The organism is Nonomuraea sp. 3N208 (genome assembly GCF_052245935.1).
Classification (GTDB): Bacteria; Actinomycetota; Actinomycetes; order Streptosporangiales; family Streptosporangiaceae; genus Nonomuraea.
Genome location: NZ_JBQQBR010000005.1, coordinates 26294 through 49672 on the forward strand (window position 1 = coordinate 26294; position 23379 = coordinate 49672).

The 23379-nt window shown below is 71.7% G+C and carries 21 protein-coding genes; 14 read left to right on the plus strand and 7 right to left on the minus strand.

Features of this window, described 5'->3' with window-relative positions:
* Position 1: 1 nt before the first annotated feature.
* On the plus strand, positions 2 to 1381 hold the full coding sequence (locus ACTWPT_RS08355) for an aromatic amino acid ammonia-lyase (RefSeq protein ID WP_443176684.1): 1380 nt from the start codon (positions 2 to 4) through the stop codon (positions 1379 to 1381).
* Positions 1382 to 1630: 249 nt separating this feature from the next.
* On the opposite strand, the gene ACTWPT_RS08360 is transcribed toward ACTWPT_RS08355, so the two are convergent.
* The gene (locus tag ACTWPT_RS08360) at positions 1631 to 2620 is read right to left on the minus strand and encodes a LacI family DNA-binding transcriptional regulator (protein WP_443176685.1); all 990 of its coding nucleotides are present in this window, start codon (positions 2618 to 2620) and stop codon (positions 1631 to 1633) included.
* Positions 2621 to 2917: 297 nt separating this feature from the next.
* Between ACTWPT_RS08360 and ACTWPT_RS08365 the strand changes: the two genes are divergently transcribed.
* Entirely contained in the window at positions 2918 to 3844 is a 927-nt protein-coding gene (locus ACTWPT_RS08365) for an amidohydrolase (protein ID WP_443176686.1), read from the plus strand.
* The gene (locus ACTWPT_RS08370; protein WP_443176687.1) at positions 3841 to 4371 is read left to right on the plus strand and encodes a cysteine dioxygenase; all 531 of its coding nucleotides are present in this window, start codon (positions 3841 to 3843) and stop codon (positions 4369 to 4371) included. The genes ACTWPT_RS08365 and ACTWPT_RS08370 overlap by 4 nt, the downstream gene beginning before the upstream one ends.
* Here the strand turns inward: ACTWPT_RS08370 and ACTWPT_RS08375 are convergent.
* Positions 4343 to 5017 (minus strand): hypothetical protein, encoded by a 675-nt coding sequence (locus ACTWPT_RS08375; RefSeq protein ID WP_443176688.1) that lies wholly within the window; start codon positions 5015 to 5017, stop codon positions 4343 to 4345. The two genes, ACTWPT_RS08370 and ACTWPT_RS08375, sit on opposite strands and share 29 nt — an antisense overlap.
* A gap of 16 nt (positions 5018 to 5033) precedes the next feature.
* Positions 5034 to 6206, minus strand: coding sequence for a CynX/NimT family MFS transporter (locus ACTWPT_RS08380; protein WP_443176689.1), 1173 nt, complete (start codon positions 6204 to 6206; stop codon positions 5034 to 5036).
* Positions 6207 to 6277: 71 nt separating this feature from the next.
* Here ACTWPT_RS08380 and ACTWPT_RS08385 point away from each other — a divergent pair, with 71 nt between their 5' ends.
* A complete protein-coding gene (locus ACTWPT_RS08385) occupies positions 6278 to 7255 on the plus strand; it encodes a LacI family DNA-binding transcriptional regulator (RefSeq protein WP_443176690.1) in 978 nt (325 codons plus the stop codon).
* On the opposite strand, the gene ACTWPT_RS08390 is transcribed toward ACTWPT_RS08385, so the two are convergent.
* A complete protein-coding gene (locus ACTWPT_RS08390; RefSeq protein WP_443176691.1) occupies positions 7224 to 8213 on the minus strand; it encodes a winged helix-turn-helix domain-containing protein in 990 nt (329 codons plus the stop codon). The genes ACTWPT_RS08385 and ACTWPT_RS08390 overlap by 32 nt on opposite strands.
* Positions 8214 to 8277: 64 nt before the next feature.
* On the opposite strand from ACTWPT_RS08390, the gene ACTWPT_RS08395 reads away from it, so the two are divergent.
* From ACTWPT_RS08395 to ACTWPT_RS08435, 9 genes are all read left to right on the plus strand, one after another.
* A complete protein-coding gene (locus ACTWPT_RS08395; protein ID WP_443176692.1) occupies positions 8278 to 9471 on the plus strand; it encodes an MFS transporter in 1194 nt (397 codons plus the stop codon).
* 92 nt (positions 9472 to 9563) lie between these two features.
* Positions 9564 to 10532, plus strand: a complete 969-nt coding sequence (locus tag ACTWPT_RS08400; RefSeq protein WP_443176693.1) for a sugar-binding transcriptional regulator — start codon at positions 9564 to 9566, stop codon at positions 10530 to 10532.
* 144 nt (positions 10533 to 10676) lie between these two features.
* Positions 10677 to 11771, plus strand: a complete 1095-nt coding sequence (locus ACTWPT_RS08405) for an ABC transporter substrate-binding protein (protein WP_443176694.1) — start codon at positions 10677 to 10679, stop codon at positions 11769 to 11771.
* Positions 11772 to 11775: 4 nt separating this feature from the next.
* Positions 11776 to 12642, plus strand: a complete 867-nt coding sequence (locus tag ACTWPT_RS08410) for an ATP-binding cassette domain-containing protein (RefSeq protein WP_443176695.1) — start codon at positions 11776 to 11778, stop codon at positions 12640 to 12642.
* Positions 12639 to 13871, plus strand: a complete 1233-nt coding sequence (locus ACTWPT_RS08415) for a sugar ABC transporter permease (protein WP_443176696.1) — start codon at positions 12639 to 12641, stop codon at positions 13869 to 13871. The genes ACTWPT_RS08410 and ACTWPT_RS08415 overlap by 4 nt, the downstream gene beginning before the upstream one ends.
* Positions 13871 to 15340, plus strand: coding sequence for an FGGY family carbohydrate kinase (locus ACTWPT_RS08420; RefSeq protein ID WP_443176697.1), 1470 nt, complete (start codon positions 13871 to 13873; stop codon positions 15338 to 15340). The genes ACTWPT_RS08415 and ACTWPT_RS08420 overlap by 1 nt, the downstream gene beginning before the upstream one ends.
* On the plus strand, positions 15337 to 16812 hold the full coding sequence (locus ACTWPT_RS08425; RefSeq protein ID WP_443176698.1) for an FGGY-family carbohydrate kinase: 1476 nt from the start codon (positions 15337 to 15339) through the stop codon (positions 16810 to 16812). Before ACTWPT_RS08420 ends, ACTWPT_RS08425 begins: the two co-directional genes overlap by 4 nt.
* Positions 16809 to 17444: a histidine phosphatase family protein gene (locus ACTWPT_RS08430; RefSeq protein WP_443176699.1), complete on the plus strand. Its 636-nt coding sequence runs from the start codon at positions 16809 to 16811 to the stop codon at positions 17442 to 17444. The genes ACTWPT_RS08425 and ACTWPT_RS08430 overlap by 4 nt, the downstream gene beginning before the upstream one ends.
* On the plus strand, positions 17441 to 18445 hold the full coding sequence (locus tag ACTWPT_RS08435; protein ID WP_443176700.1) for a 2-hydroxyacid dehydrogenase: 1005 nt from the start codon (positions 17441 to 17443) through the stop codon (positions 18443 to 18445). Before ACTWPT_RS08430 ends, ACTWPT_RS08435 begins: the two co-directional genes overlap by 4 nt.
* 48 nt (positions 18446 to 18493) lie before the next feature.
* On the opposite strand, the gene ACTWPT_RS08440 is transcribed toward ACTWPT_RS08435, so the two are convergent.
* Entirely contained in the window at positions 18494 to 19261 is a 768-nt protein-coding gene (locus ACTWPT_RS08440) for an AMP-binding protein (RefSeq protein WP_443176701.1), read from the minus strand.
* A 333-nt stretch (positions 19262 to 19594) separates the two neighbouring features.
* Between ACTWPT_RS08440 and ACTWPT_RS08445 the strand changes: the two genes are divergently transcribed.
* Complete coding sequence (locus tag ACTWPT_RS08445; RefSeq protein ID WP_443176702.1) at positions 19595 to 21457, plus strand: ABC transporter ATP-binding protein; 1863 nt, start codon at positions 19595 to 19597, stop codon at positions 21455 to 21457.
* A gap of 41 nt (positions 21458 to 21498) precedes the next feature.
* Here the strand turns inward: ACTWPT_RS08445 and ACTWPT_RS08450 are convergent, their stop codons facing one another.
* Both ACTWPT_RS08450 and ACTWPT_RS08455 read right to left on the minus strand, forming a co-directional pair.
* Positions 21499 to 22950, minus strand: a complete 1452-nt coding sequence (locus ACTWPT_RS08450) for a penicillin-binding transpeptidase domain-containing protein (protein ID WP_443176703.1) — start codon at positions 22948 to 22950, stop codon at positions 21499 to 21501.
* Positions 22951 to 22986: 36 nt separating this feature from the next.
* On the minus strand, positions 22987 to 23346 hold the full coding sequence (locus ACTWPT_RS08455; protein WP_443176704.1) for a MerR family transcriptional regulator: 360 nt from the start codon (positions 23344 to 23346) through the stop codon (positions 22987 to 22989).
* Positions 23347 to 23379: the final 33 nt, after the last annotated feature.

A 23379-nucleotide genomic window follows, 5' to 3' on the forward strand; every position in this document is an offset into this window, starting at 1 on the left:
GATGGTGCTGCTCGACGGCGCCGGACTGACCTGCGCGCAGGTCCACGAGGCCGCCTACGGCCGGGCCCGGGTCTCGATCGCCTCCCTCGATCGGGCCCGTGCCGCGTGGGTCACCGCTCAGGAGCTGACGGGCCCGGTGTACGGCCGCAGCACCGGAGTCGGCGCCGGCAAGGACGTCATGATCGAGGCGCCCGGCCTGGACGTGCTGCGTAGCCACGCGTGCGGCGCCGGGCCGCCGGTCGAGCCCGCCCGCGCCCGGGCGATGCTCGTCGTCCGGCTCAACCAGCTGCTCGCGGGCGGCTCCGGCATCGACCCTGCTGTGCTCCCGGTGCTGGCCGACGCGGTCAACCACGGATTCACGCCGCCGATCCGCACGTACGGCGCCATCGGCACCGGCGACCTCACGGCCCTGGCCACCACGGCGTTGTGCCTGCTCGGTGAACTCCCCTGGCACAGCGAGCCTGCACCGGCACGCCATGACGAGGCCCCGGCCGACCGGGAGGAAGTGACCCCGCCTCCCCGCTATCCCCTCACCTCGGGCGACGCGCTGCCGTTCATCAGCTCGGGGGCCGCCACCCTGGCCGACGCCGCGATCGCCTGCCATCGCCTGCGGCTCCTGCTCGGGGCCGCCGTCGACGTCGCCGCCCTGTCGTTCACCGCGATCGGGGCCTCGGCCGAGCCGCTGGCCGCCGCCGTACAGGAGGCCCGCCCGCACCCAGGGCAGGCCGCCGTCGCCGCGCGCCTGCGCGGGCTCCTCGCCAAGGAGCAGGCCGCCCGCATACAGGACCCGTACGGCTTCCGCGCCTTCGCCCAGGTGCACGGCGCCGCCGTGGACGCCCTCGACCGGGCCGCCGCCACCGTCGAGATCGACCTCAACGCCGCGGCCGAGAACCCCCTCATGGCCGGCTCCCTGGCCTGGCACAACGGCAACTTCCACTCCTCTCCCGTCGCCCTGGCGCTGGACGCGCTGCGCGCCGCGCTGGTGCAGACGGCCCAGCTCAGCACGGCCCGCCTGGCCGCCCTCATGGACCCGGCCTACACCGGCCGCCACCCCTTCCTCGCCGACCGTCCCGGCGCCTCGGGCGTCCTGATCCTCGAGTACGTGGCCCAGGACGCCCTGACCGAGCTACGCCACCTCGCGAACCCGGTGACGACCGGCACCGCGGTGATCTCCCTGGGGGTCGAGGACCACGCCGGCTTCGCCACCCAGGCCGCCCGGCACGCCCTGAGGTGCCTGGAGCCGTTGGAGCTCGTGCTGGCCTGCGAGCGCGCCGCCGCCACCCGGGCGCTCAACACCCTTCCCCCGGACCGCCCGCTCACCGACGACCTGGAGGAAGCACGGCGCGCCCTGACCACCTCCACCGCCCACCTCACGCATTGACCGCCGCGAGCGCCACACGCCCGGCGCCATCCACGCACATGGACCCACCCTCCGCCCGGCGAACGCCACCGCCCACCGTCAGACCGTGCCCACCGTCAGACCGTGCCCACCGTCAGGCCGTGCCGGCCATACACGCGGCGGCGTGGAGCCAGCAGGCAGGTAGAGGGCGAGCACACCGGTGGGCCCAACGGGCAGGCCCGGCGGATGTGGCCGGCTCGGCGCGGGGGGTGGGCGCCCAGGCGGGGCGGGTCAGGAGAGCCGGGCCACCGAGCCGCGTTCCCTGAGGGTGGGGGCCTGGACGATACGGCGCCGGCGGGTGGCGCCGTCGGTCGCCGCCGAGATGAGCCGCACGGCCGCCCGCACGATCCCGTCGATGTCCCAGTCCACGGTCGTGAGCCCCGGCGTGAGCAGCCCCGACATCGGGTGGGCGTCGTATCCCATGACCGACACGTCGCCGGGAACCGACAGTCCCAGGTCCTGCGCCGCCGCGTACACCCCGTACGCGATGGAGTCGGCGAAGCAGAACACGGCGCTCGGCTTGTCCGCGGCGAGGATGTCGCGGGCCGCCGCGGTGGCCCCGGCCAGGTCGTGCGGGGCGGTGGTGAGCTCGATGTCCAGCCCCAGGCGCTCGGCCTCGGCCGTGACGTGCACGTCGGCGGGGCGGTCGGGTGTGCTGGCTCTGGTCGGGGTGAGCACGGCGATGCTGCGGTGCCCCAGGGCCCGCAGATGCTCCAGCGCCAGCGTCACCCCCCGCCGGTTGTCGAAGATCACCTCACCGGCCGTGCCGGCGAGCGAGTCGCCGATCGCCACGACCGGCAGCGACTCGCACAACTCCTTCCAGAACGCGGCAGAAGGGTCGAGCGGCTGGACGATCATCCCGTCCACCCGCTGGTCCCGAAGCTGCTGGGCCAGGGCCCGCTCCCTGGCGGGGTCGCCGACCGCGTCGAGGATCAGCGCGTAGCGGTCCTTCTCCCGCAACCCCCTGCTGATGCCGACCGCCAGCGACTGCTGCCACAGGTCCTCGAGCGAGCCGCAGAGCAGCCCGATCATGCCCGTGCGCCCGCTGGCCAGGGCCCTGGCGATGGGATCGGCCTCGTAGCCGAGCTCGGCCGCCGCGGCGCGCACGCGCTCCATCGTCTCCTCGGACACCTGCAGACCGCGTAGTGCGTAGGAGACCGCCGCGGGTGACAGACCCGTGGCCTGGGCCACCTCACGGATCGTGGCTCTCTTGCGAGGCATTCCGCCAGCCTATTGCGTCGCACCGACAGAATCGGATTTCCCGACATAGACCTGTCGGGTATGCCTTCCTACCTACCCCGTTTGAAGGCAGTGAGGATAATCGTCGCCGGCCTGGTCAGCGGAGTTGACCTTGGTGTTCACGACGCCGGCCGTGGTGCCGCTGCGCCGGGCGAGCCATTGACAGATCCCCGCGTGAAGCGGTTCACTGAAACGAATCACTGAAGCGGTTCACAGCCTCGATTCGCAGGTGAGCAGGTTTACCTGCAATACTTGTAGGAAATAGAGGGAGGTGTGGGCGTGAGCATCGACGTGCATCAACATCTGTGGACCGGGTCCTTCATCGACGCGCTCCGGGCCCGCACCTCGCCGCCCCGCCTCGACGGGTGGACGTTGATTCTCGACGGCGAGCCTCCGTACGAGGTGAATCCCGCCGACCACGAGCACCGCGACACCACCGGCCTGGAACTGGCGCTGGTGTCGATGTCGAGCCCGCTCGGCATCGAGTTCCTGCCGCCGGAGGAGTGCTGGCCGGTGCTCGACGCCTACCACGATGGCGCGCTGGCGCTGGGCGGGCCGTTCGGCGCCTGGGCGGCCACCTGCCACAGCGAGCCGGACCCCGAGCGGCTGGCCAAGGACCTCGACCGGGGCTGGGATGGATCCGCAGCGAAGCGAGGACATCCATCCCAGCCCGCCGAGCGAAGCTCGGCCAGGAAGATCTGCGGGTTGCAGATCCCCGCGACCGCCCTGCCGGACGACCGGCTGCTGGAGGTGCTCACGGACCGGGACCTGCCGTTGTTCGTGCACCCGGGTCCGGCGAAAGCCCCCGACGGCCTGCCGGCGTGGTGGCCGGCGCTCGTGCCGTACGTCCAGCAGATGCACCAAGCGTGGCACTACTTCCACGCCGTCGTCAGGCCCAGGCACCCGCGGCTGCGGGTGTGCTTCGCGCTGCTGGCGGGCTTGGCGCCGCTGCACGCGGAACGCCTGATCGCCAGGGGCGGGACCGGCCGCGGCCTGGTCGACAGGAACGTCTTCGTGGAGACCTCCTCCTACGGCCCGCGCGCGATCGACGCGATCGTCCGCGAGCTCGGCATCGACGTCGTCGTCAACGGCTCGGACGCCCCTTACGCCACCGCACCCGACCCCGGCCTCGGGGCCGCTGCCACCCATGCCATCCGCGTGACCAACCCCCGTCGTCTGTTGAGCAGGGAGGAGCCTCGTACATGAACACGAACCAGATCCAGGACGGGGGCACCTGTGCCGCGCTCCCTGATCGCACGCTCGACCGGCGCGAGTTGCGCGACCTGGTGGACCGGCTGGCCGCCCGCCCGGAGGAGTGGCGCGACCTCGTGGAGTTCCCGGAGGACGGCGGCCGGCACTACGCCTCGCTGCACCGCGACGCGTACGTGGACGTCTGGGTGCTGTGCTGGCGTCCCGAGGACGACACGGGCTGGCACGACCACGACATCTCCTCTGGGGCCGTGCACGTGGTCAAGGGCGCCCTCCTGGAGTGCAACCCGCGCATCGGCGGCGAGCACCTGGAGACGGTCATGCCGGAGGGCCAGTCGTTCTCGTTCGGGCCCGACCACATCCACCGGCTGACCGGCGCGGTGGACCAGAGCGTGTCCATCCACGCCTACTCGCCACCGCTGTGGCGGCTGGGGCAGTACTCGATCGACGGCACCGGCGTCATGCGCCGCGTTTCCGTCAGCTACGCCGACGAGCTCAGGCCGCTGGACGACGCCGTGGCCTGAGGACGCAGCAGCTTCCGCAGGGCTCCACGTCGGGCAGTGTGATCCACAGACAGCAGGTCCTGCGGAAGTAGCCGTCGTCCGTGGGCTCCACCAGCCCATCGACCGGCCGGCCGATCTCCTTGAGCAGTTTCATGTAGTCACCGGGCACGATGGCCGTCAGCGGATGGGCGAGCGCCTCCGCCGTGGAGCCCCACAGCGTACGCTCCCCGACCTTGGCTCGGGCGCTGATGGCCTTGACCAGGGGTTCTTGCGACTCCGCCAGCGCGTCACCGATGGCTCCCGCGCCCGAGTCCCAGATCACGCGGGTGGCGGCGATCGTCACCCCGGCGTCGGACGGCTTGAAATAGGTGTCGGCCCGCCGCATGATCGGCACCCGCCCGTCCAGCGCCCACCCCAGCGCCATCGGCAGCGTGTGCCAGTACGCGAAGGTCTTCCAGAACAGCGCCGCCCCGACGTGGCGTGGCGCGTTCCAGCGCCCGGCCGTCTCGTCGATCAGCCCGTCCAGCAGCGTGTACGGCTCCCGCAGCAGCTCCGCGACCGGCGTCCAGCTCTCGGCAGCGGCCCCGGGTGCGATGACGAGCCCGGGCTCGACCCCGATCACCCCGCCGCGCCCGTCGGCCATGCGCTGGAGCGCCTCGGTCAGCACGCTGGAACACCCTCCCCTAAAGGTTAGCCTTACCTAAGGTAGCAGGACGTCCGGCGAACCACCCAGCCAAGATCTGCACCACCAGCACTCCCAGCACCGCGATCAGGGGCACCGACCAGCCTCCGGAGAGCTCCCGCAGGAGCCCGAACAGCATCGGCCCCAGCGCCGCGATCACGTACCCGACGGACTGGGCCACGGCCGACAACGCGGTCACCGTGGCGGGGTCGGCCGGTCGCAGGGCGATGATGAGCAGCGCGAGCGCGAACGACGCGCCCTGGCCGACGCCGAGCACGATCATCCACAACCACGGCGCGGTCAACGGGGCCAGCAGCACGCCGAGGTAACCGATCACGGTCAGCACGCCCGCCCCGACCACGTAGGGCACTTGCGAGGCCCGCCGCCCGGCCAGCACGGGGACCGCGAGCGAGGCGGCGACCTGGACCAGGTTCGTGAGGCTGAGCAGGTAGCCCGCCTGGTCGGCGGGCAGGCCGTGGTCCAGGAAGATCGTCGGCAGCCAGGCCAGGACGACGTAGAAAGTGAGCGACTGCAGGCCCATGAGGCCGGTGATGTACCAGGTCACGCGGCTGCGCAGGACAATGCCGAACGGCCTGGGCCCGTTCTGCGGCCCGGCCTGCTTGGCCAGGGCCTGGGGCAGCCAGAGCAACGCCGCGAGCAGGGCGGGCACGGCCAGGAGCGCCGAGACGCCGCGCCAGCCGTACCCGGTGGCGTTCTCGACGGGGATCATCACGGCGGAGGCGGTGGCGGCGCCGGCCACCACCGCCGAGACGTAGACGCCGGTCATCAGGTTGATCCTGGCCGGGAAGTGCTGCTTGACTACGGCGGGCATGGCGACGTTCATGGCGGCGATCGCGGTGGCGGCCAGGGCGGAGCCGAGGTAGAGCACCGGCGCGCCGTCGAGGCCGCGCAGCGCGACGCCGACGGCGATGACGAGCAGCCCGGCCAGCAGCATGCGGTCGAGTCCGATACGCCGCGCGAACAGTGGCGCGAGCGGGCCGAACACGCCCAGGCAGATCACCATGACCGTGGTGATCGCGCCGCCGCCCGCAGGCGAGAGACCGACGTCGTCCATGATCTCGTCGAGGAGCGGGGAGACGCCCGCGATGGCGGGCCGCAGGTTGAGCGCGGCCAGGACGAACCCGGCCACGAGCACGGCGGATCTCAACGACATAGGGGAACACTCTCGCACGGGCCGCCTTGACAACGTTGTCTGCCCCCTACCTGGTGAGACATGATCCTGGCGTGAGACCGACGATGAAGGACGTCGCCACGTCCGCGGGCGTGGCGCTCAAGACCGTCTCGCGCGTCGTGAACGGCGAGCCCGGGGTGCACCCGGCCACCGCCGAGCGGGTGCGCGCGGCCATCGACCGGCTGGGCTACAGTCGCAACGAGAGCGCGCGCGTGCTGCGCCGGGGCAGGACGGCCACAGTCGGGCTGGTCATCGAGGACGTCGCCGACCCGTTCTACTCGGGGTTGAGCAGGGCCGTGGAGGACGTGGTCATCGGTCACGACTGCCTGCTGCTGACCGGCTCGTCCGGGGAGAAGCCGGTCAGGGAACGGGAGCTGGTCGAGACGTTCTTCACCCGCCGGGTGGACGGGCTCATCGTGGTGCCGGCCGGGGACGACCACACGTACCTGCGGCCGGAGCTGGAGGCGGGGACGAAGGTGGTGTTCGCGGACCGGCCGCCGGGGGCGGGGCTCGACGTGGACACCGTGCTCGCCGACAACGCGGGCGGGGCCGAGCAGGCGATCCGCCACCTTCTCGGGCACGGTCATCATCGCATCGCCTTCCTCGGCGACGACCTGGCGATCTACACCGCCGCCGAGCGGCACCGCGGCTACCGCGAAACTCTCGGCGGCCTGTACGACCCGCGGCTGGTCTCCATGCGGCCGCCCACGTTGGAGGGGGTACGGGCGGACCTCAACAGGATGTTCGCCCTGGACCGGCCACCGACGGCGCTGTTCACCGGCAACGGCCGCTGCACCGTGACCACGCTGCGGGCGCTGGCGGGCCGGCCGATCGCGCTGGTGGGCTTCGACGACTTCGAGCTGTCCGACCTGCTCCGGCCTGGGGTGACGGTCGTGGCGCAGGACCCGTCCTGGATGGGGAGGGTGGCGGCCGAGCTGCTGTTCCGCCGCTTGCGCGGCGACGTGGGACCTCCGGAGCACATCCAGCTCCCGGTCCGCCTCATCCCCCGCGGCTCGGGTGAGCTCCCTTGATCAATGCGTCGCCGAGTGGCGTGCGGGCGTACAGGACGCTGCGGCCCGTACGGGTGCCGGTGATCAGGCCCGTCCTGCGCAACGCCGCGACGTGCTCGCCCGTGGTGCCCACGCTCTGCCGGAGCAGGGCCGCGAGCTGCGTGGTCGTGGCCGGCTCGGCGAGCTCGGCCAGGATGAGCGCGCGGCTGCGGCCGATCAGCGACGACAGGTCCGCGTCAGGCGCCGCGGGAGCGGCCGCGATTCCTCTGGCGGGGTAGATCATCGCGTATGGCCAGGCGTCCTCCAGGTAGACGGCGATGGTGCGCATGAACGCCGACGGGAGGAAGAGCAGCCCCTTGCCGCCGAGCCTGCGCGGCCCGCTGATCGACCTCATCTCGAGCTCGATGCGCGCGCCGCGCCGCCAGTGGACGCGCGGGCTGAGGTCCTCCAACGCCGACTGCCAGCCGTAGGCGGCGAGCCGTCCCGCCCGCTGGGCCACGTCGCGCTGGAGGATCGCCCGGAATCGAGGCCACTCGTGGGAGACGATCTCCGTCCACAGTGCCTCGTACGCATCCGCGAGCCGCACGACCACATGCGGCCCCAGCAGCAGGTCAAGGACCCAGCCGGGAACCGGCCGCCCGGCCAGCACCCTGGTGATCTCGCCGTGCGCCTGCTCCAGCGGCGTGGCCCGCATGGAGGCCAGCTCAGCCTCGAACGGCACGTCCACGGCCGTGGGCGGAGGGGCGACGAAGTCGACGTTCGCGTCGCCCATGTTGCCGCTGATCGCCCCGGCCGCCCGGAGGGCGGGATGATCACGCGCGAGCTCCCGGTACTTCTCCCGCCACCGCATGGCCCACTGGCCGTGTACGCCTGCCTCGGCCCGGCCGGCGAGCACCCACTGGGCGTGCATGGTCTCGATCAGCGGCGAGATGGCGAACCTACTGGCCACCAGGTCCTGCGGAGTGACCTCGATGCTCACGACCACCTTTCGGTTATATCCGAAAAAGTCGCCCGATGGCTGTGGCGCTCGCAGCATCGGTCCCATGAAGGGTGCGACGTTCGGCGAGGTGTTCGCCGTCAGAGAGTTCCGGGTGTTGTTCGGCAGCTTCGTGCTGCTCATCGTCGGCGATATGATCAAGATGCTCGCCCTCGCCGTGCTGGTCTACGAGCGGACCGGCTCGCCCGGACTGTCGGCCGCGGCGTACATGGCCGGGTGGCTGCCGTTCATCCTCGGCGGGCTGTTCCTGCTGTCGCTGGCCGACCGGGTGCCGCCGCGGGCGCTGATGATCGCCGGCGAGCTGGTCAGGGCGGTCACGTGCCTGCTGCTGGCGTACGCGGGGCTGCCGGTGTGGGCGCTGCTGGCGCTGGTGCTGGTCACCGGGCTGTTCTCGCCGGTGTTCTTCGCGGCGCGGGCGGCGATGTTGCCGGAGATTCTGCCCGGGGACGCGTTCGTGCTGGGGCGTTCGGTGCTCAACGTCGCCTCCGCGAGCGCGCAGATCGTCGGGCTGGCCATCGGCGGCGCGTTCCTGGGGTTCGCCGGGCCTTCCGGGGCGCTGGCGGTCACCGCGGCCCTGTCGGTCGTTGCCGCCGTGGTGCTGCGGGTGGGGCTCCCGCACCAGCCGGCGCGGGGTGCGGCCCGGGGCGGTGCGGTACGGGAGACGCTGCGGGTCAACCGGCGGCTACTGGCCGCCCGGCCGGTTCGCGGGTTATTGCTGGCCGGTTGGCTGCCGTGTGTGTGCCTGGCCGGGGCCGAGGCCATGGTGGTGCCGTACATGGGCGGGCAGGGACAGGCCGGGGTCGTGCTGGCGGCGGCCGCGGGCGGCATGGCGGTCGGCGAGTTCGCGGTCGGCCGCTTTGCGGCGCCGACCTTGCGCGAGCGGTTGTCGTTGCCTCTGGCGCTGCTCCTGGGGATCCCCTGGATCGGCTACGCGTTCGGGCCGGAGGTCGTGTGGGCCTCCGTGCTGGCGGGGGTGGCGACCGCGGGGCTGGCGTACCAGCTGGGGCTGCAGCGGCGGTTCGTGGACGCGGTGCCCGAGGAGGTGCGCGGGCAGGCGTTCGGGCTGCAGTCCGCCGGGCTGATGACCGGCCAGGCGGTCGGCGCGGCCCTGGTCGGGGCGCTGGGCGAGGCGATCGGGCCCGGCCCCGCGATCGCGGTCGCGGGCGGCGGGGGCATCCTGGTGGCGCTGGCCCTGGCCGGCGTGTTGCGCCCGTCTCCCGCGCCGCAACCGGCCCGCTGATCATGATCGACGACTAGCCTTCTCTCCGGAGAGCACACGGGTATAGTCGTTGCACATCAGTTCAGCAAGCTTGTTCACGAGGAGCGCGTGCAATGAATGCCGCCGACGTCGCCCCGGACGCGCAGCAGGCCAGGTTCCCGCATGAGCTGATGTACGCGGCGGCGCAGCAGTACTACATGGAGGACGCTACCCAGGGCGACATCGCCAAGCGGCTCGGCGTCTCCAGAGCGACGGTGAGCAGGCTGCTCACCGAGGCACGCAAGCAGGGCATCGTCGAGATCAAGGTGCACCGTCCCGCCACGTTGGCGGAGGGCCCGCTGGCCGACGAGGTCGCGCAGGCGCTCGGCCTGGAGCGGGTCTTCCTGGTGCCCAAGGTCAGCGGCCCGGCACTGGGCCCCTGGCTGGCCCCCGGCGTGGCCCGCGCGCTGGCCGCCGTGGGCCTGGAGTCCGGCGACGTCGTGCTGGTCTCCTCCGGCAGCACCGTCTACGAGTGCGCCCGCGAAGGGCTCGGCCGTTTCCCCGGCGTCACGATCGCGCCCGCGGTCGGCGGGCAGGAGGAGCCCCAGCCCTGGTTCCAGACCAATGAGACCACCCGCATCCTGGCCGAACGCGTCGGCGGTGTGCCCGCCTACCTCTATGCGCCCGCCCTGCCGGGCCCGGAGCTGTTCTACTCCCTGCAGCACGAGCCGTCCGTGCGTCGTGTCATGGACCTGTGGGCCCATGCCAAAGTCGCGATCGTCGGCGTCGGCTCGCCGCCGCTGATGCGGCAGATGGTCCCCTCGCTCATGCCGCGCGACGCCGACAGCCTGCGCGAGGCCGTGGGCGACGTGTGTATGCGGGCTTACGACCGCGACGGCGCCCCGATCACTTATCCGGGCAGCGAGCGACTGGTGGCCACGAAGCTGGAGGAGCTGCGCCGCATCCCCGCCGTGATCGCCGTGGCCGTGGGCGCGGAGAAGGTGCTGTCGATCGTCGCCGGCGCCCGTGGCGGCTACTTCAAGCAGCTCGTCACCGACACCCCGACCGCCGAGGGCCTGGTGGCGGCCGCCCGCCAGCTCTGAACATCTGTGCTGGACAAAGTTTCTGACCGCGCGCTAACGTGTGCCGCACCACGGGTTTTCCCTTGTGTGAGGGCATGTCCGTGTCTCGGGGGCAGCGAGCGTAAGGACCCGTCCGCGAGGACGAAGCGAGTGAGGAACGAATCCGTGAACAGAGCTCAGATGCGGACCTCAGCGTTCGCCGCAGTGGCAGTGCTTGCCGGCTCGGTGCTGGCCGCGTGTGGGTCAGGCTCCGGCTCCGCCGGCGGGACCACCACCAGCGGCGGCGGCGATCTGCAGAACGCCAAGGTCGCCTTCCTCATGCCCGACCTCGCGTCGACCAGGTACGAGCTGCAGGACAAGCCGCTGTTCGAGGCGCGCATGAAGCAGCTGTGCCCGACGTGCGAGGTCATCTACCAGAACGCCGACTCCGACGCCGCCAAGCAGCAGCAACAGGCCAACTCCGCACTGGCCCAGGGCGTCAAGGCCATCGTGCTCGACCCGGTCGACTCCGCCGCCGCGGCCACCATCGTCAAGTCGGCGCAGTCGCAGCAGGTGCCGGTCATCGCCTACGACCGCCCGATCCCGGCCACGCCGGCCGACTACTACATCTCGTTCGACAACGAGAAGATCGGCCAGATGATCGCCCAGTCCCTGGTGGACCACCTGAAGAAGGAGAAGGCCGAGGGCGGGATCCTCGAGGTCAACGGCTCCCCGACCGACGCGGCCGCCGGACTGATCAAGAAGGGCATCCACAGCGCGGTCGACCCCAGCGGCTTCAAGCTGCTCGCCGAGTACGACACCCCCGACTGGCAGCCGGAGAAGGCGCAAACCTGGGTGAGCGGCCAGATCACGCAGTTCAAGGACCAGATCGTCGGCGTGGTCGCGGCGAACGACGGCACCGGCGGCGGCGCGATCGCCGCGTTCAAGGCCGCGGGCGTGAAGGTGCCGCCGATCACCGGCAACGACGCCGAGCCCGCCGCCGCGCAGCGCATCATCGCCGGCGACCAGTACAACACGATCTCCAAGCCCATCAAGATCGTGGCTGAGGCGTCGGCGAACGTGGCCTGGGAGTTCATGCAGGGCAAGAAGCCCGCCGGCAAGACCACGCTGTACAACACGCCGTCCGAGCTGTTCACCCCCACGGTTGTGACCAAGGACAACATCAAGGAAGTGTTGTTCGACAGCGGCATCATGAAGGCCGCCGAGATCTGCACGGGCGAGTACGCCAAGGGTTGTGCCGAGCTCGGAATCAATGGATGAGCTGATGAACGTTCTTTCACTCCGCGCTGTCAGCAAGACCTTCGGCGCGGTGGCCGCGCTCACCGGCATCGACCTCGACGTCGCCGCCGGCCAGGTCGTCGCGGTCGTCGGCGACAACGGCGCGGGCAAGTCGACACTGGTGAAGATCCTGTCGGGCGTGCACCCGCAGGACTCCGGCACGATCACGTTCGAGGGCCGCGAGGTCGACATCCCGACCCCGGCCGCCGCGCACAAGCTCGGCATCGCCACCGTCTTCCAGGACCTGGCGCTGTGCGAGAACCTCAACGTCATCCAGAACCTGTTCCTCGGCCAGGAGATCCGCCCGCTGCGGCTGAACGACGTGGCCATGGAGACCCGCTCGTGGGAGCTGCTGCGCCAGCTGTCCGCCAAGATCCCGAGCGTGCGGGTTCCGGTCGCGGCGCTGTCCGGCGGCCAGCGTCAGACGGTCGCCATCGCCAGGTCGCTGCTCGGCGACCCGAAGATCATCATCCTTGACGAGCCCACCGCCGCGCTCGGCGTGGCCCAGACCGCCGAGGTGCTCAACCTGGTCGAGCGGCTGCGCGAGAACGGCCTGGGCGTCATCATGATCAGCCACAACATGGCGGACGTGAAGGCCGTCGCCGACACCGTGGCGGTGCTGCGGCTCGGCCGCAACAACGGTGTGTTCGACGTCAGCGAGGTCACCACCGAGGACATCATCGCCGCCATCACCGGCGCCACCGACAACGCCGTCTCCGCGAGGGAGCGCCGTCGCCTGGAGGAGCGGCGGGAGCGCAGCGACCAGAGCGGGGGAAGGCGGCGGCATATGGCGACCGAGCCCGCCGAACGGAGTGAGGCCATGGACACGCCACAGAAAGGAATGCCGTCGTGAGCACACTCACCACGGATCGCCAGGACGAGCGCCTGCAGAACCGCGACGGGCTGCGCGGGGCGCTCGCCGACGTGGTCGAGCGGGCCCGTGGCGGCGACCTGGGCGTCATCCCGGTCGTGGTCGGACTGGTGGTCATCTGGACGGTTCTGCAGGTGCTCAACCCGGTCTTCCTGTCCAGTGCGAACCTGGTGAACCTCACCCTCGAATCCGCCGCGGTCGGCGTCATCGCGCTCGGCATCGTATGCGTGCTGCTCGTGGGCCAGATCGACCTGTCGGTCGGCTCGGTCAGCGGGCTCTCGGGCGCGGTGCTCGCGGTGTTGTTCGTGGGCGAGGGGCTGCCGGTCTGGCTGGCCATCGCGGCCTCGGTCATCATGGGCGCCGTGATCGGCTGGCTGTACGGGCAGCTGTTCAACAGGTTCGGCGTGCCGAGCTTCGTGATCACGATGGCCGGCCTGCTGGGCTTCCTCGGGCTCCAGCTGTACGTGCTCGGCACGAGGGGATCGATCAACCTGCCCTTCGACTCGGGGCTGGTGAACTTCGCGCAACTCGCTTTCGTCCCGGCCTGGTTGTCGTACACGCTCGCGCTGATCGCCGCGATCTGGCTGTTCGCCAGCGGTTACCTGCACGCCCGGGAGCGGCGCCGGGCGGGGCTGTCGGCCAGGAGCGTGTCCACGCTGGCGCTCAGGAGTGTGGCGCTGCTGGCGGTGCTGGCCTTCGTGGTCTGGTACCTCGGCCAGACCCGCGGCATCGGCTGGATGTTCGTCTTCTTCGTCGCGCTCGTGCTGATCATGCACTACCTGCTGTCGCGGACGAAGTGGGGCCGGGCGGTCTACGCGGTGGGCGGCAACGTGGAAGCCGCGCGCCGGGCGGGCATCAACGTCAAGGCGATCTACACCTCGGTGTTCGTGTTGTGCTCGACGTTCGCGGCGGTCGGCGGCATCCTGGCCGCGGCCAGGCTCGCGGCGGCCAACCAGAGCAGCGGCGCGGGCGACGTCAACCTCAACGCGATCGCGGCGGCCGTGATCGGCGGGACGAGCCTGTTCGGCGGGCGCGGCACCGCGTTCGGCGCGCTGCTCGGGATCATCGTGATCCAGTCGATCTCCAGCGGCCTGACCCTGCTCAACCTGGACTCCTCCATCCGGTTCGTGGTCACCGGCGCGGTGCTGCTGCTCGCAGTGATCGTCGACTCCGTGTCGCGCCGGTCGAGGACCTCCCACGGCAGGGCCTGATGGCGATCATCTGCGTGGACGCGGGGACCACGGTCATCAAGGCGGTCGCGTACGACGCCGCCGGCGCGGAGTCGGCCGTCTCCCGGCGCGAGACCATGGTGTCCAGGCCCGCGCCCGGCCACGCCGAGCAGGACATGGCAGCGGTCTGGGACGCGGTCGCGGCTACGGTACGCGAGGTCGCGACCGGGGACGTCGACTTCTTGGCGGTGACGGCCCAGGGCGACGGCTGCTGGCTGGTCGGATCGGATCTCGAGCCCACCGGGCCGGCCATCCTGTGGAACGACGCCCGCGCGGCGGCCATCGTGGACTCTTGGACGCGGGGCGGACGGGCCGCGGCGGCCTTCCGGATCAACGGCTCCTCGGCCGCGTCCGGACTGCCACACGCGATCCTGACCTGGCTGCGCGAGCACGACCCGGACCGGCTGGACCGGTCGGCCGCCATGCTCACCTGCGGCGGCTGGATCTTCGCGAAACTGACCGGGGAGCCGGTGACGGACGAGTCCGACGCCTCCGCGCCGTTCATGGACCTGCGGGCGCGGGCCTACTCGCCCGAACTGCTCGCCATGTTCGGCCTGGAATGGGCCGAGCGGCTCCTTCCACCGGTCCGCTCCTGCCCGGCCGGCGAGCTCAGCCCGCAGGCGGCGGCAGCGCTGGGACTGGCCGCCGGGACGCCGGTCGTGATGGCCCCCTATGACATCGCCGCGACGGCGCTGGGCGCGGGCGCGGTGACGGCCGGACAGGCGTGCGGCATCCTCGGGACCACGCTGTGCACCGAGGTCGTCGTCGACTCCCCCGCGCTGGAAGGTGAGCCGATCGGCATCACGATCGCGCTGCCCGAAGGCTACCTGCGGGCGTTCCCCACGTTCGCGGGCACGGAGGTGGTGCAGTGGACGTGCCGCCTGCTGGGGCTGCGAGAACCGGCGGAGCTCGGAGAACTGGCCGGGTTGAGCGCGCCCGGTGCGGGCGGGCTGACGTTCCTGCCGTACCTGTCGCCGGCCGGCGAGCGGGCGCCGTTCACGGACTCCCTCGCGCGGGGCGCGATGCTCGGCATGTCGTTCGAACACGGCCGTGAGCACGTCGCGCGGGCGGCACTCGAAGGGCTCACCATGGTGATCAAGGACTGCCTGGCGGCCACCGGCGCCGTGCCCACGGAGCTGCGCGTGTGCGGGGGCGGGTCGGCTAACACCGCCTGGCTCGGGATGATCGCCGACGTCACCGGGCTGCCGGTGCGGCGCTCGGTCGACGCCGAGGTGGGGGCGCGCGGCGCGTACCTGGTGGGCCTGGCCGCGACGGGCGCCACGCCGTCCGTCGCCGCGGCGGCCGCCGATCACGTGCGCCTGCGCGACGCGGTCGAGCCCGACCCCGGGCGGCAGGCGTTCTACGCGCGGATGTTCGCCGACTTCCTGGCCCTGCGCGAGGCCAACGCGGGTTCGTGGCCGCTGCTGGGCGAGATGAGGGGCCGTACATGAGCGTGTGGATCGGCATCGACCTCGGCACGCAGAGTGTGCGGGCGATGGCCGTCGGAGAGGGCGGCGAGGTGCTCGGTGCGGCCGGCCGCCCGCTGACCAGCCGCCGCGACGGGCCCCGCCACGAGCAGGACCCCGAGGAATGGTGGCGCGCGCTGGCCGCCGCTACCCGTGAGGCGCTGCGTGACGTGCCCTCTTCCCTGGTCGCGGGCGTGGCCGTGGCCGCCACCTCTGGAACGATCCTGCTCACGGACGCAGCCGGCCGGCCGCTGACCCCGGCGCTCATGTACGACGACCGCCGCGCCGACGCCGACCGGGTCAACGAGGTGGGCGCGGCGGTGTGGGAGCGGCTCGGCTACCGCCGCATGCAGCCCAACTGGGCGCTGCCGAAGCTGCTGTGGCTGCTCAGGGACGCTCCGGAGGGGGCCGAGCCCCGGCGGGCCGCGCACCAGAACGACTTCGTGAACCGACGGCTGGTCGGGCACGAGGTGCCCACCGACCTGAGCAACGCGCTCAAGACCGGCGTGGACCTGATCGAGGAGCGTTGGCCCGCCGAGGTGCTGGACCTGCTGCCTCCGGAGATGCTTCCCGAGGTCGTGCGGCCGGGCACCCCGCTGGGGGTGGTCTGCGCACAGGCCGCAGCGGAGACCGGCATCCCTGCGGGCACGCCGGTGATCGCCGGGACCACGGACGGCTGCGCGGCCCAGCTCGGCGCGGGCGCCACGCGGATCGGGAGCTGGAACTCGGTGCTGGGCACGACGCTGGTACTCAAAGGCGTGACGAAGGAACTGCTCCACGACCCGCTCGGCGTGGTGTACTCGCACCGCGCTCCGGACGGCTCGTGGCTGCCGGGCGGCGCGTCCAGCACGGGCGCCGGCGCGTTGACCCGCGACCTGCCCGGCCGAGACCTGGAGGCGCTGAGCACCCAGGCCGCCGCCCGCTTCGGCCGGGGACGGACGGATGACGGCAGCCCTGCGACCGGGACCGGATGGCCCGCATCCGCGCCCGTCACCTACCCGCTGGTGTCGCGCGGCGAGCGCTTCCCGTTCGACGCGCCCGACGCCGAGACCTTCACGCTCGGCGAGCCGGCCGACGACGTCGAGCGTTATGCGGCGATCCTCCTGGGCGCCGCCTTCGTCGAGCGGCTCTGCTTCGATTACCTCGACCTGATCGGCGCCCCCGTAGACGGTGAGATCATCCTCACCGGCGGCGCCACCCGCAGCCCGTTCTGGACCCAGCTCAGGGCGGACGTCCTGGGACGTCCCGTGACGCTGCGCGAGAACGCCGAGCCCGCCCTGGGCATGGCGGTCCTGGCCGGCGGCGACCCCAGCCGGATGATCAGGACCCGCGCGACGGTGGAGCCGTCGCACACCGACCTGCGTGAGCCGTACCTGCGCTTCGTCGCCGAGCTGGAGCAACGCGGCTGGCTTCGAGAACAGGCCGCGCGACACGCCCGTGAGAGGACCGCCCGATGACCGACCTCGTGCTCGTCCGCCACGGCGAGACCGTCTGGCACGCCGAGAACCGCTACGCCGGCATCAGCGACATCGAGCTCACCCCGCGCGGCCACGCCCAGGCCGCCCTGCTCGCCGAATGGGCCGCGCATGCGAACCTGACGGCGGTGTGGGCCTCCACGCTCAGCCGCGCCAGGATCACCGCCGAGGCGAGCGCTGCCAAGGCAGGCGTGCCGGTCCGGACCGACCCCCGGCTGCGGGAGCTGGACTTCGGCCAGGCGGACGGCCTGACCGCGGCCGAGATGACGGAGCGTTTTCCCGAGGCACGCGCCGCCTTCGAAGCCGATCCCGCCGGGCACCCGCTCCCCGGCGGGGAGGACCCGCACGAGGCCGCCGCCCGCTTCGTCGCGGCCCTGCACGACATCGCCGCCGAGCAGAGGGGGGACGGGCGGGGAGGTGGCCGGGTGCTGGTGGTCGCGCACACGACCGCGATCAGGCTGGCCCTGTGCCGGCTGATCGGCGTGCCGCTCGGCGAGTACCGGCGGTTGTTCCCGCGCCTGGACAACTGCGCGCTGACCGAGCTGCGTCTGCGTGATGAGGGCGGACGGGCCGCGTTGCTGCAGTACAACTCCCCGATTGGAGCCGTTCGTTGACCACCCGAGTCCTTGTCGCAGGCGATCACTTCGTCCAGAACAGCCTGCTCGTCGACGCGCTCAGGCGCGAGGTCCCCGGCGAGGTGGACATCCGCGAGCTGACGCTGCCGTGGCCGGTGGAGCCGTTCGGCCGGGTGGGCGAGGTGGACGAGGCGTCGGACGTGGAGGACGAGCTGATCGAGGCGCTGCGCGGCGTTGAGGTCTGCGTGACGCAGATGGCTCCCCTGACCAAGCGGGTCCTGGACGCCTCTCCCGACCTGCGGCTGTTCTGCGTAAGCCGGGGCGGCCCGGTGAACGCGAACCTGGAGGCGGCGGCGCGGGCAGGCGTCGCGGTGACGTACGCGCCCGGCCGCAACGCCGTCGCCACCGCCGAGCACACGCTCGCCATGTTGCTGGCCGCCACCCGCAGGATCCCGCAGACGCACGCCGACCTGGCCGGGGGCGTGTGGCGGGGCGACTACTACAAGTACGACAACGTCGGCCCCGAGCTGGACGGCAGCACGGTCGGCCTGATCGGCTACGGGGCGATCGGCCGCCGCGTGGCCCGCATGCTGGAGGGCTTCGGCGCGAGCGTGCTCGTCCACGACCCGTACGTCGACGTTCACGGGAAGGTGGGACTGGAGGAGCTCCTGCGCCGCTCCCGCTTCGTCTCCCTGCACGCCCGCGCCACCCCGGAGACGGCCGGCATGATCGGCGCGGCGCAGCTCGCCGCCATGCCGCGCGGCTCGGTCCTGGTCAACTGTGCCCGCGGCGCGTTGCTCGACTACGACGCCCTGTGCGACGCGCTGGACTCGGGCCAGCTGTTCGGCGCCGCGATGGACGTCTTCCCCGAGGAGCCGATCCCCCATGGCTCGCGCCTGCTCACGACACCGAACCTGGTGATGACCCCGCACCTGGCCGGGGCCAGTAAGGAGACGGCGATGAAGGCGGCCGCGATCGTGGCCGCGGACGTGGCCCGCTACATACGCGGCGAGCCACTCGCACATCCGGCTACCCCTTGAGCGCCCCGGCCATGAGCCCGAGAGATCATCGGTAACCGCTCCGCATACTCAGCGCACGCGTTCCAGCGTGCGCTGCGGGCCGGTCACCACGGTGACGTCGAACTCGTGGCCGTCCACGGGAAGACCGCCGTCTCCTGACACCACCACGAGCGCCCCCTTCGACATGCCGAGGCCGACCAGCGCCAGCAGGTCGCAGCCGCCGTCGGGCCGCCACGTGGTCAGCACCACGTCGGACTCGGCCAGGCGTACGGGCAGGTCGAGCTCGGCCATCCTGGCCAGGAGCGCCGTGTGCGACATGCGGCGGCCGTCCGCCAGCAGCAAGGCGTCCTGGTGCTCGGCGTCGAGCGCGGGCAGCGCGGTGGGCTCCAGCGTGAGCAGGGTGCGGAAGTCGATCGCGTCGTGTGCCGCGCCGAGCGAGACGACCTGTCGTACCTGGGATCCGCGCGCCGCCGACATCGCCGTCTCGGCCAGGTCGGGAGTGGCGATCACCGTGCGTGCGTCGCAGGCCCGCAGCCAGGCGGCCATTTCCTCGGTGCCGAGCGCGGGGTCGATGGGCGCCGCCACCCCTCCGGCCGCCAGCACCGTGTGCACAGCCAGCGTCTGCGCCCCCGCCGTCGAAACGTGCACGCCCACGACCTCGTCGCGCCTGGCGCCTCTGTGCACCAGCCCGGACGCCGCCCTGGTCACCTCGGTCACCAGCCGCCGATAGCCGTAGACATGGCCGCCGCGCAGGTCGACGAGCGCCGGCCGGTCGCCGCGCTCATAGGCCCGGTGGAACACCTCGTTGATCACGGTGGCCGAGGCGTCGGGCTGCATGTCCGCCAACGTACGACCGCCTCGGGCGGCACAGCATCCACCGATCTATGTAGGCCCATGTGCATTCTGGCGGGCGGGCCCGAGCCTTGCGCGGCCCGAGCCCGCTGCCGCACGCCCGGAGCCGGACTCCCACCCCTCCGAAGACGTCCGGCCCGCTCGGCTGCGCGGCGTCCCCACCGTAGAGCCGCGGAAGGGGGCGGCACATGCGTTGACATGGCCATACGACGATGCAGAAGACAATGTGTAGACCCGGCTGACATTACCGTAAGTATACGATCCACTACGGAGGATAACCTATGGAGAACTGTCGGTGCCCGTAGGCACACTCAAGTCATGCCCGATGAGCCGCTGGAGCTCGGCGAGATCTCCTTCTCCGATTGGCACGCGCACACGGACAAGCTGACGGACGTGGGTTTCCTGACCATCGCCAGGCGGCTGCCGTCGCTGGTGGCCCAGGCGATGCGCATGGCGTGGCGGGCAAGCCCGCGCGACACCGTGGCCGCAGTCGTGCTCAACCTGCTCGGTGGTGTGTTCACCGCGTTCGGGCTGCTGGCCACGACCGGCGTGCTCACCGCGCTCTTCAGCGAGGGCCCGACCCCGGACCGCGTCGTGGCCGCGCTGCCCAGCCTGGCCCTGGTGGCCACTGCCGCGGCGCTGCGCACGGCGGTGCAGGCCGGCGCAGGCTGGGCGCAGTCACGCTTGGACCCGCAGGTCAGCCGTCAGACCGAGGAGCGGCTCTACGGCCTGACCAGCCGCGTCGACCTGGTCGCCTACGACGACCCGGACTTCCACGACGCGTTGCAGCGGGCCAGGCTGCGCGGCGTGGCCATGGCGGACCAGGTGGTGTCCGCGGCCGTCGACGTGCTGACCGCCGCCGTCGGCATCGCCGCCGTGGCCGGCGTGCTGGGCGTCCTGCACCCGGTGCTGCTCCCGCTGCTCCTGCTGGCGGTGCTGCCGGACGCGTGGGCCATGGTCCGCAGCGCCAGGATGCGCTACGCCACCCTCTATGCCCTCATCCCCGCCAACCGCCGCAAGTGGATCATCGGCGAGTTGCTGGCCAACCGCGAGCCGGCGGCAGAGGTTCGCTCGTTCACGATGCGCGGCTTCCTGCTGCGCATGTACGACGCGGTGGCCAAGGCCGAGCAGGACGTCATGCTCAAGCTGGCCAAGCGGCAGACGTTCGCCAGGCTCGCCGGCGAGGCGCTCGGCGGCCTCGGCACCGGCCTGGTCTACGTCGCACTGGGCGTGCTCCTGGCGATCGGCGCGATCCCGCTGGCCGTGGCGGGCACGGCGGTCCTGGCGATCAGGTCCGCCCAGCAGTCGCTGGGCAATCTGATGTACGCCACCAACCGCCTCTACGAGGAGGGCCTCTACTTCACCGACTTCCTGGAGTTCTGCGCCGATGCCGAGCACCGCGTGTCCGGGAGTCGACCGGCCGCGCTACCGCCGGGCTTCCAGCGCATCACCGCCAGAGAGGTGACGTTCACCTACCCCGGCGCGGAAGAGCCGGCCCTGCGCGACGTGACCATCGAGATCAAGCAGGGCGAGGTGATCGCCTTCGTCGGCGAGAACGGCTCCGGCAAGACCACCCTCGCCAAGATCCTCTCGGGCCTCTACGAGCCGGACTCCGGGGCGGTCTTGTGGGACGACACCGACCTGAAACAGGTCAACCCGGAAGACCTGCGCCTGCGTACGGCCGTGATCGCCCAGGACCACACCCGCTGGCCGCTGACCGCCCGCTACAACATCACGATGGGCACCGACAAAGGGGACGAGGCCTTACACGCGGCCGCGGGGGTGGCGGGCGCCGATGAGGTCATCGCCGATCTCCCCCACGGCTACCGCACACTGCTCGACCGGCGCTTCAAGGACGGCCACGAGCTGTCCGGCGGCCAATGGCAGCGCATCGCCGTGGCCCGCGGCTTCCACCGCGACGCCGACCTGCTCATCTGCGACGAACCCACCGCCGCACTCGACGCCCGAGCCGAACACGCCCTCTTCGAACGCATCCGCACCCACTCCGACGGCCGCACCGTCCTGCTCATCACCCACCGCCTGGCCAGCGTCCGCTACGCCGACCGCATCTACGTCCTCGACCACGGCAAAGTCACCGAACAAGGCGACCACGACGCGCTCATGGCACTCGACGGCCTCTACGCCGACCTCTACTCCCTCCAGGCCAGGGCCTACCGCTGACCGGCGCCCACGCCAGGCCAGGGCCTACCGCTGACCCGCGCTCAGGCCAGGGCTGCCTGGATCACGGCCCGCGCAATCGAGGCCACGTCGGCGGCCCTGGAGCCCGGGTGCTCCAGCACCACCCCCACCGCCACCTCGGGTTTGTCCGCGGGCGCGAAGGCGGTGACCAGCGCGTGTTCCTCCGCTCCTGAGACGGTCCGCGACATGGCGGCCTCGGCGGCCACCTCCACGCCGGGGATGGCCACGCCCGTTCCGGTGCCGCCCCTGTGCGTCACCGTGGTCATCATCGCCGCCAGGTGCTTGGCCAGCGTGGCCGGCACCGCCGTGCGGTACGACGTGGGGCCAGCCCGGTTGATGACCGAGCCGTCCGCCAGACGTACCTCCTCCACCAGGTACGGCCGCATCAGCACCCCGTCGTTGGCCACGGCGGCCGAGAGCATGGCGATCATCAATGGCGTGGCCCTGTCGTCGTGGTACCCGATGGCCGCCAGGGCCGTCTGGGCCCGGTTCATCGCGGAAGGAAACCTGCTCGGCGTCGTGGTCACCGGGATCGCCAGGCCCTCCGCGTTGAATCCGAACGCCTCCGCCTGGTCCCGCAGGATGTCCTGGCCGAGCTGCAGCCCGATGGTGGCGAACGCCGTGTCGCAGGAGACCTGGAAGGCGTACATGAGCGTGGGGCGCGGGTCGCGGCAGCCGGGATCGTTGCGGACGTACGCGGAACTTCCCGGCAGCGGCAGCCGCGCTGGCGCGGTGACCCGGCTGGCCGGGTTGTACTCGCCGGAGCCCAGCGCCGCGGCCGTGGTGACCAGCTTGAACGTGGAGCCAGGCGGGTACGCCCGGTGCAGCGCCCGGTTGAGCAGCGGCTGCCCGGGCGCCTGCCGCATCCGCCGCGCCGTCTCGGTGAGCCGGGCGCGGTCGAAGGTGGTGAGGGCGTTCGGATCGTACGACGGGTACGAGGTCAGCGCCAGGATGGCGCCCGTCGCCGGGTCGATCGCCACCACTGCCCCGGGCACGCCCGTCGCCTTGAGGCTCTGGTACGCCGCCCACTGCGCCCGATCGCTGATCGTCAGCCGAACGTCGGCCCCCTCGACGGCGCCGTCCCTGACCAGCGAGCGAACCTTGACCTTGGCGTCGTCACCGGACAGCACCGCGTCCTGTGCGTGCTCGATGCCGGTGGAGCGGTACAGCGACAGGTGCCCGGTGACCGCCGCGTAGAGCTTGCCGTGCCGGTAGACCCGCTGGTAGAGGTACGGGCCATCGCCGGCCGGGCGGCTCGTGGCGATGGCCGTGCCGTCGTAGGTGAGGATGTCGCCGCGTGGATGGCCGAACCTGGCGATCAGCGGCCGCTCGTTCCTGCGGTCGGCGTTGAGCGCCTGGGAGCAGAACGCTTGCACGATCGTGATGTGGCCCAGCAGGAGGAACAACATCGCCGCGCCCATCATGGCGACGCGGCGCAGCGACATGTTGATCCGCCCGACCCTCGCTCCGGCCATGGATCTTGGTTTACCGGCCGGACGGCAAAGGCAGGACTACATGACGCTGCGGTAGTAGGAAATCTTGTTGTGGATGTAGCGCTGGCGCTCGGCCAGGTTGGCGATCTGCGCCTGGACCTGCCGGTCGTGCTCCTCCAGCAGCTTGATCCGATCCGGGATCGTGTGGTCTCCCGTGCGGACGAGCTCGGCGAAGCGCAGCATCGTGGCGATCGGCATGCCCGTGTCGCGCAGGCAGCGAAGCATGCCCAGCCAGCCGATGTCGTCCTGAGTGAACCTGCGCTGGCCGGACGCGTTCCTGCTGACACGCTCCAGCAGGCCGATCTTCTCGTAGTAACGCAGAGTGTCAAGACTGAAGCCGGTCTCCTCGACCGCTTCCGCAGGCGTGTACACCGTCATGCGACCTCCTGCGGAGGCCGCATGACGGTGTCC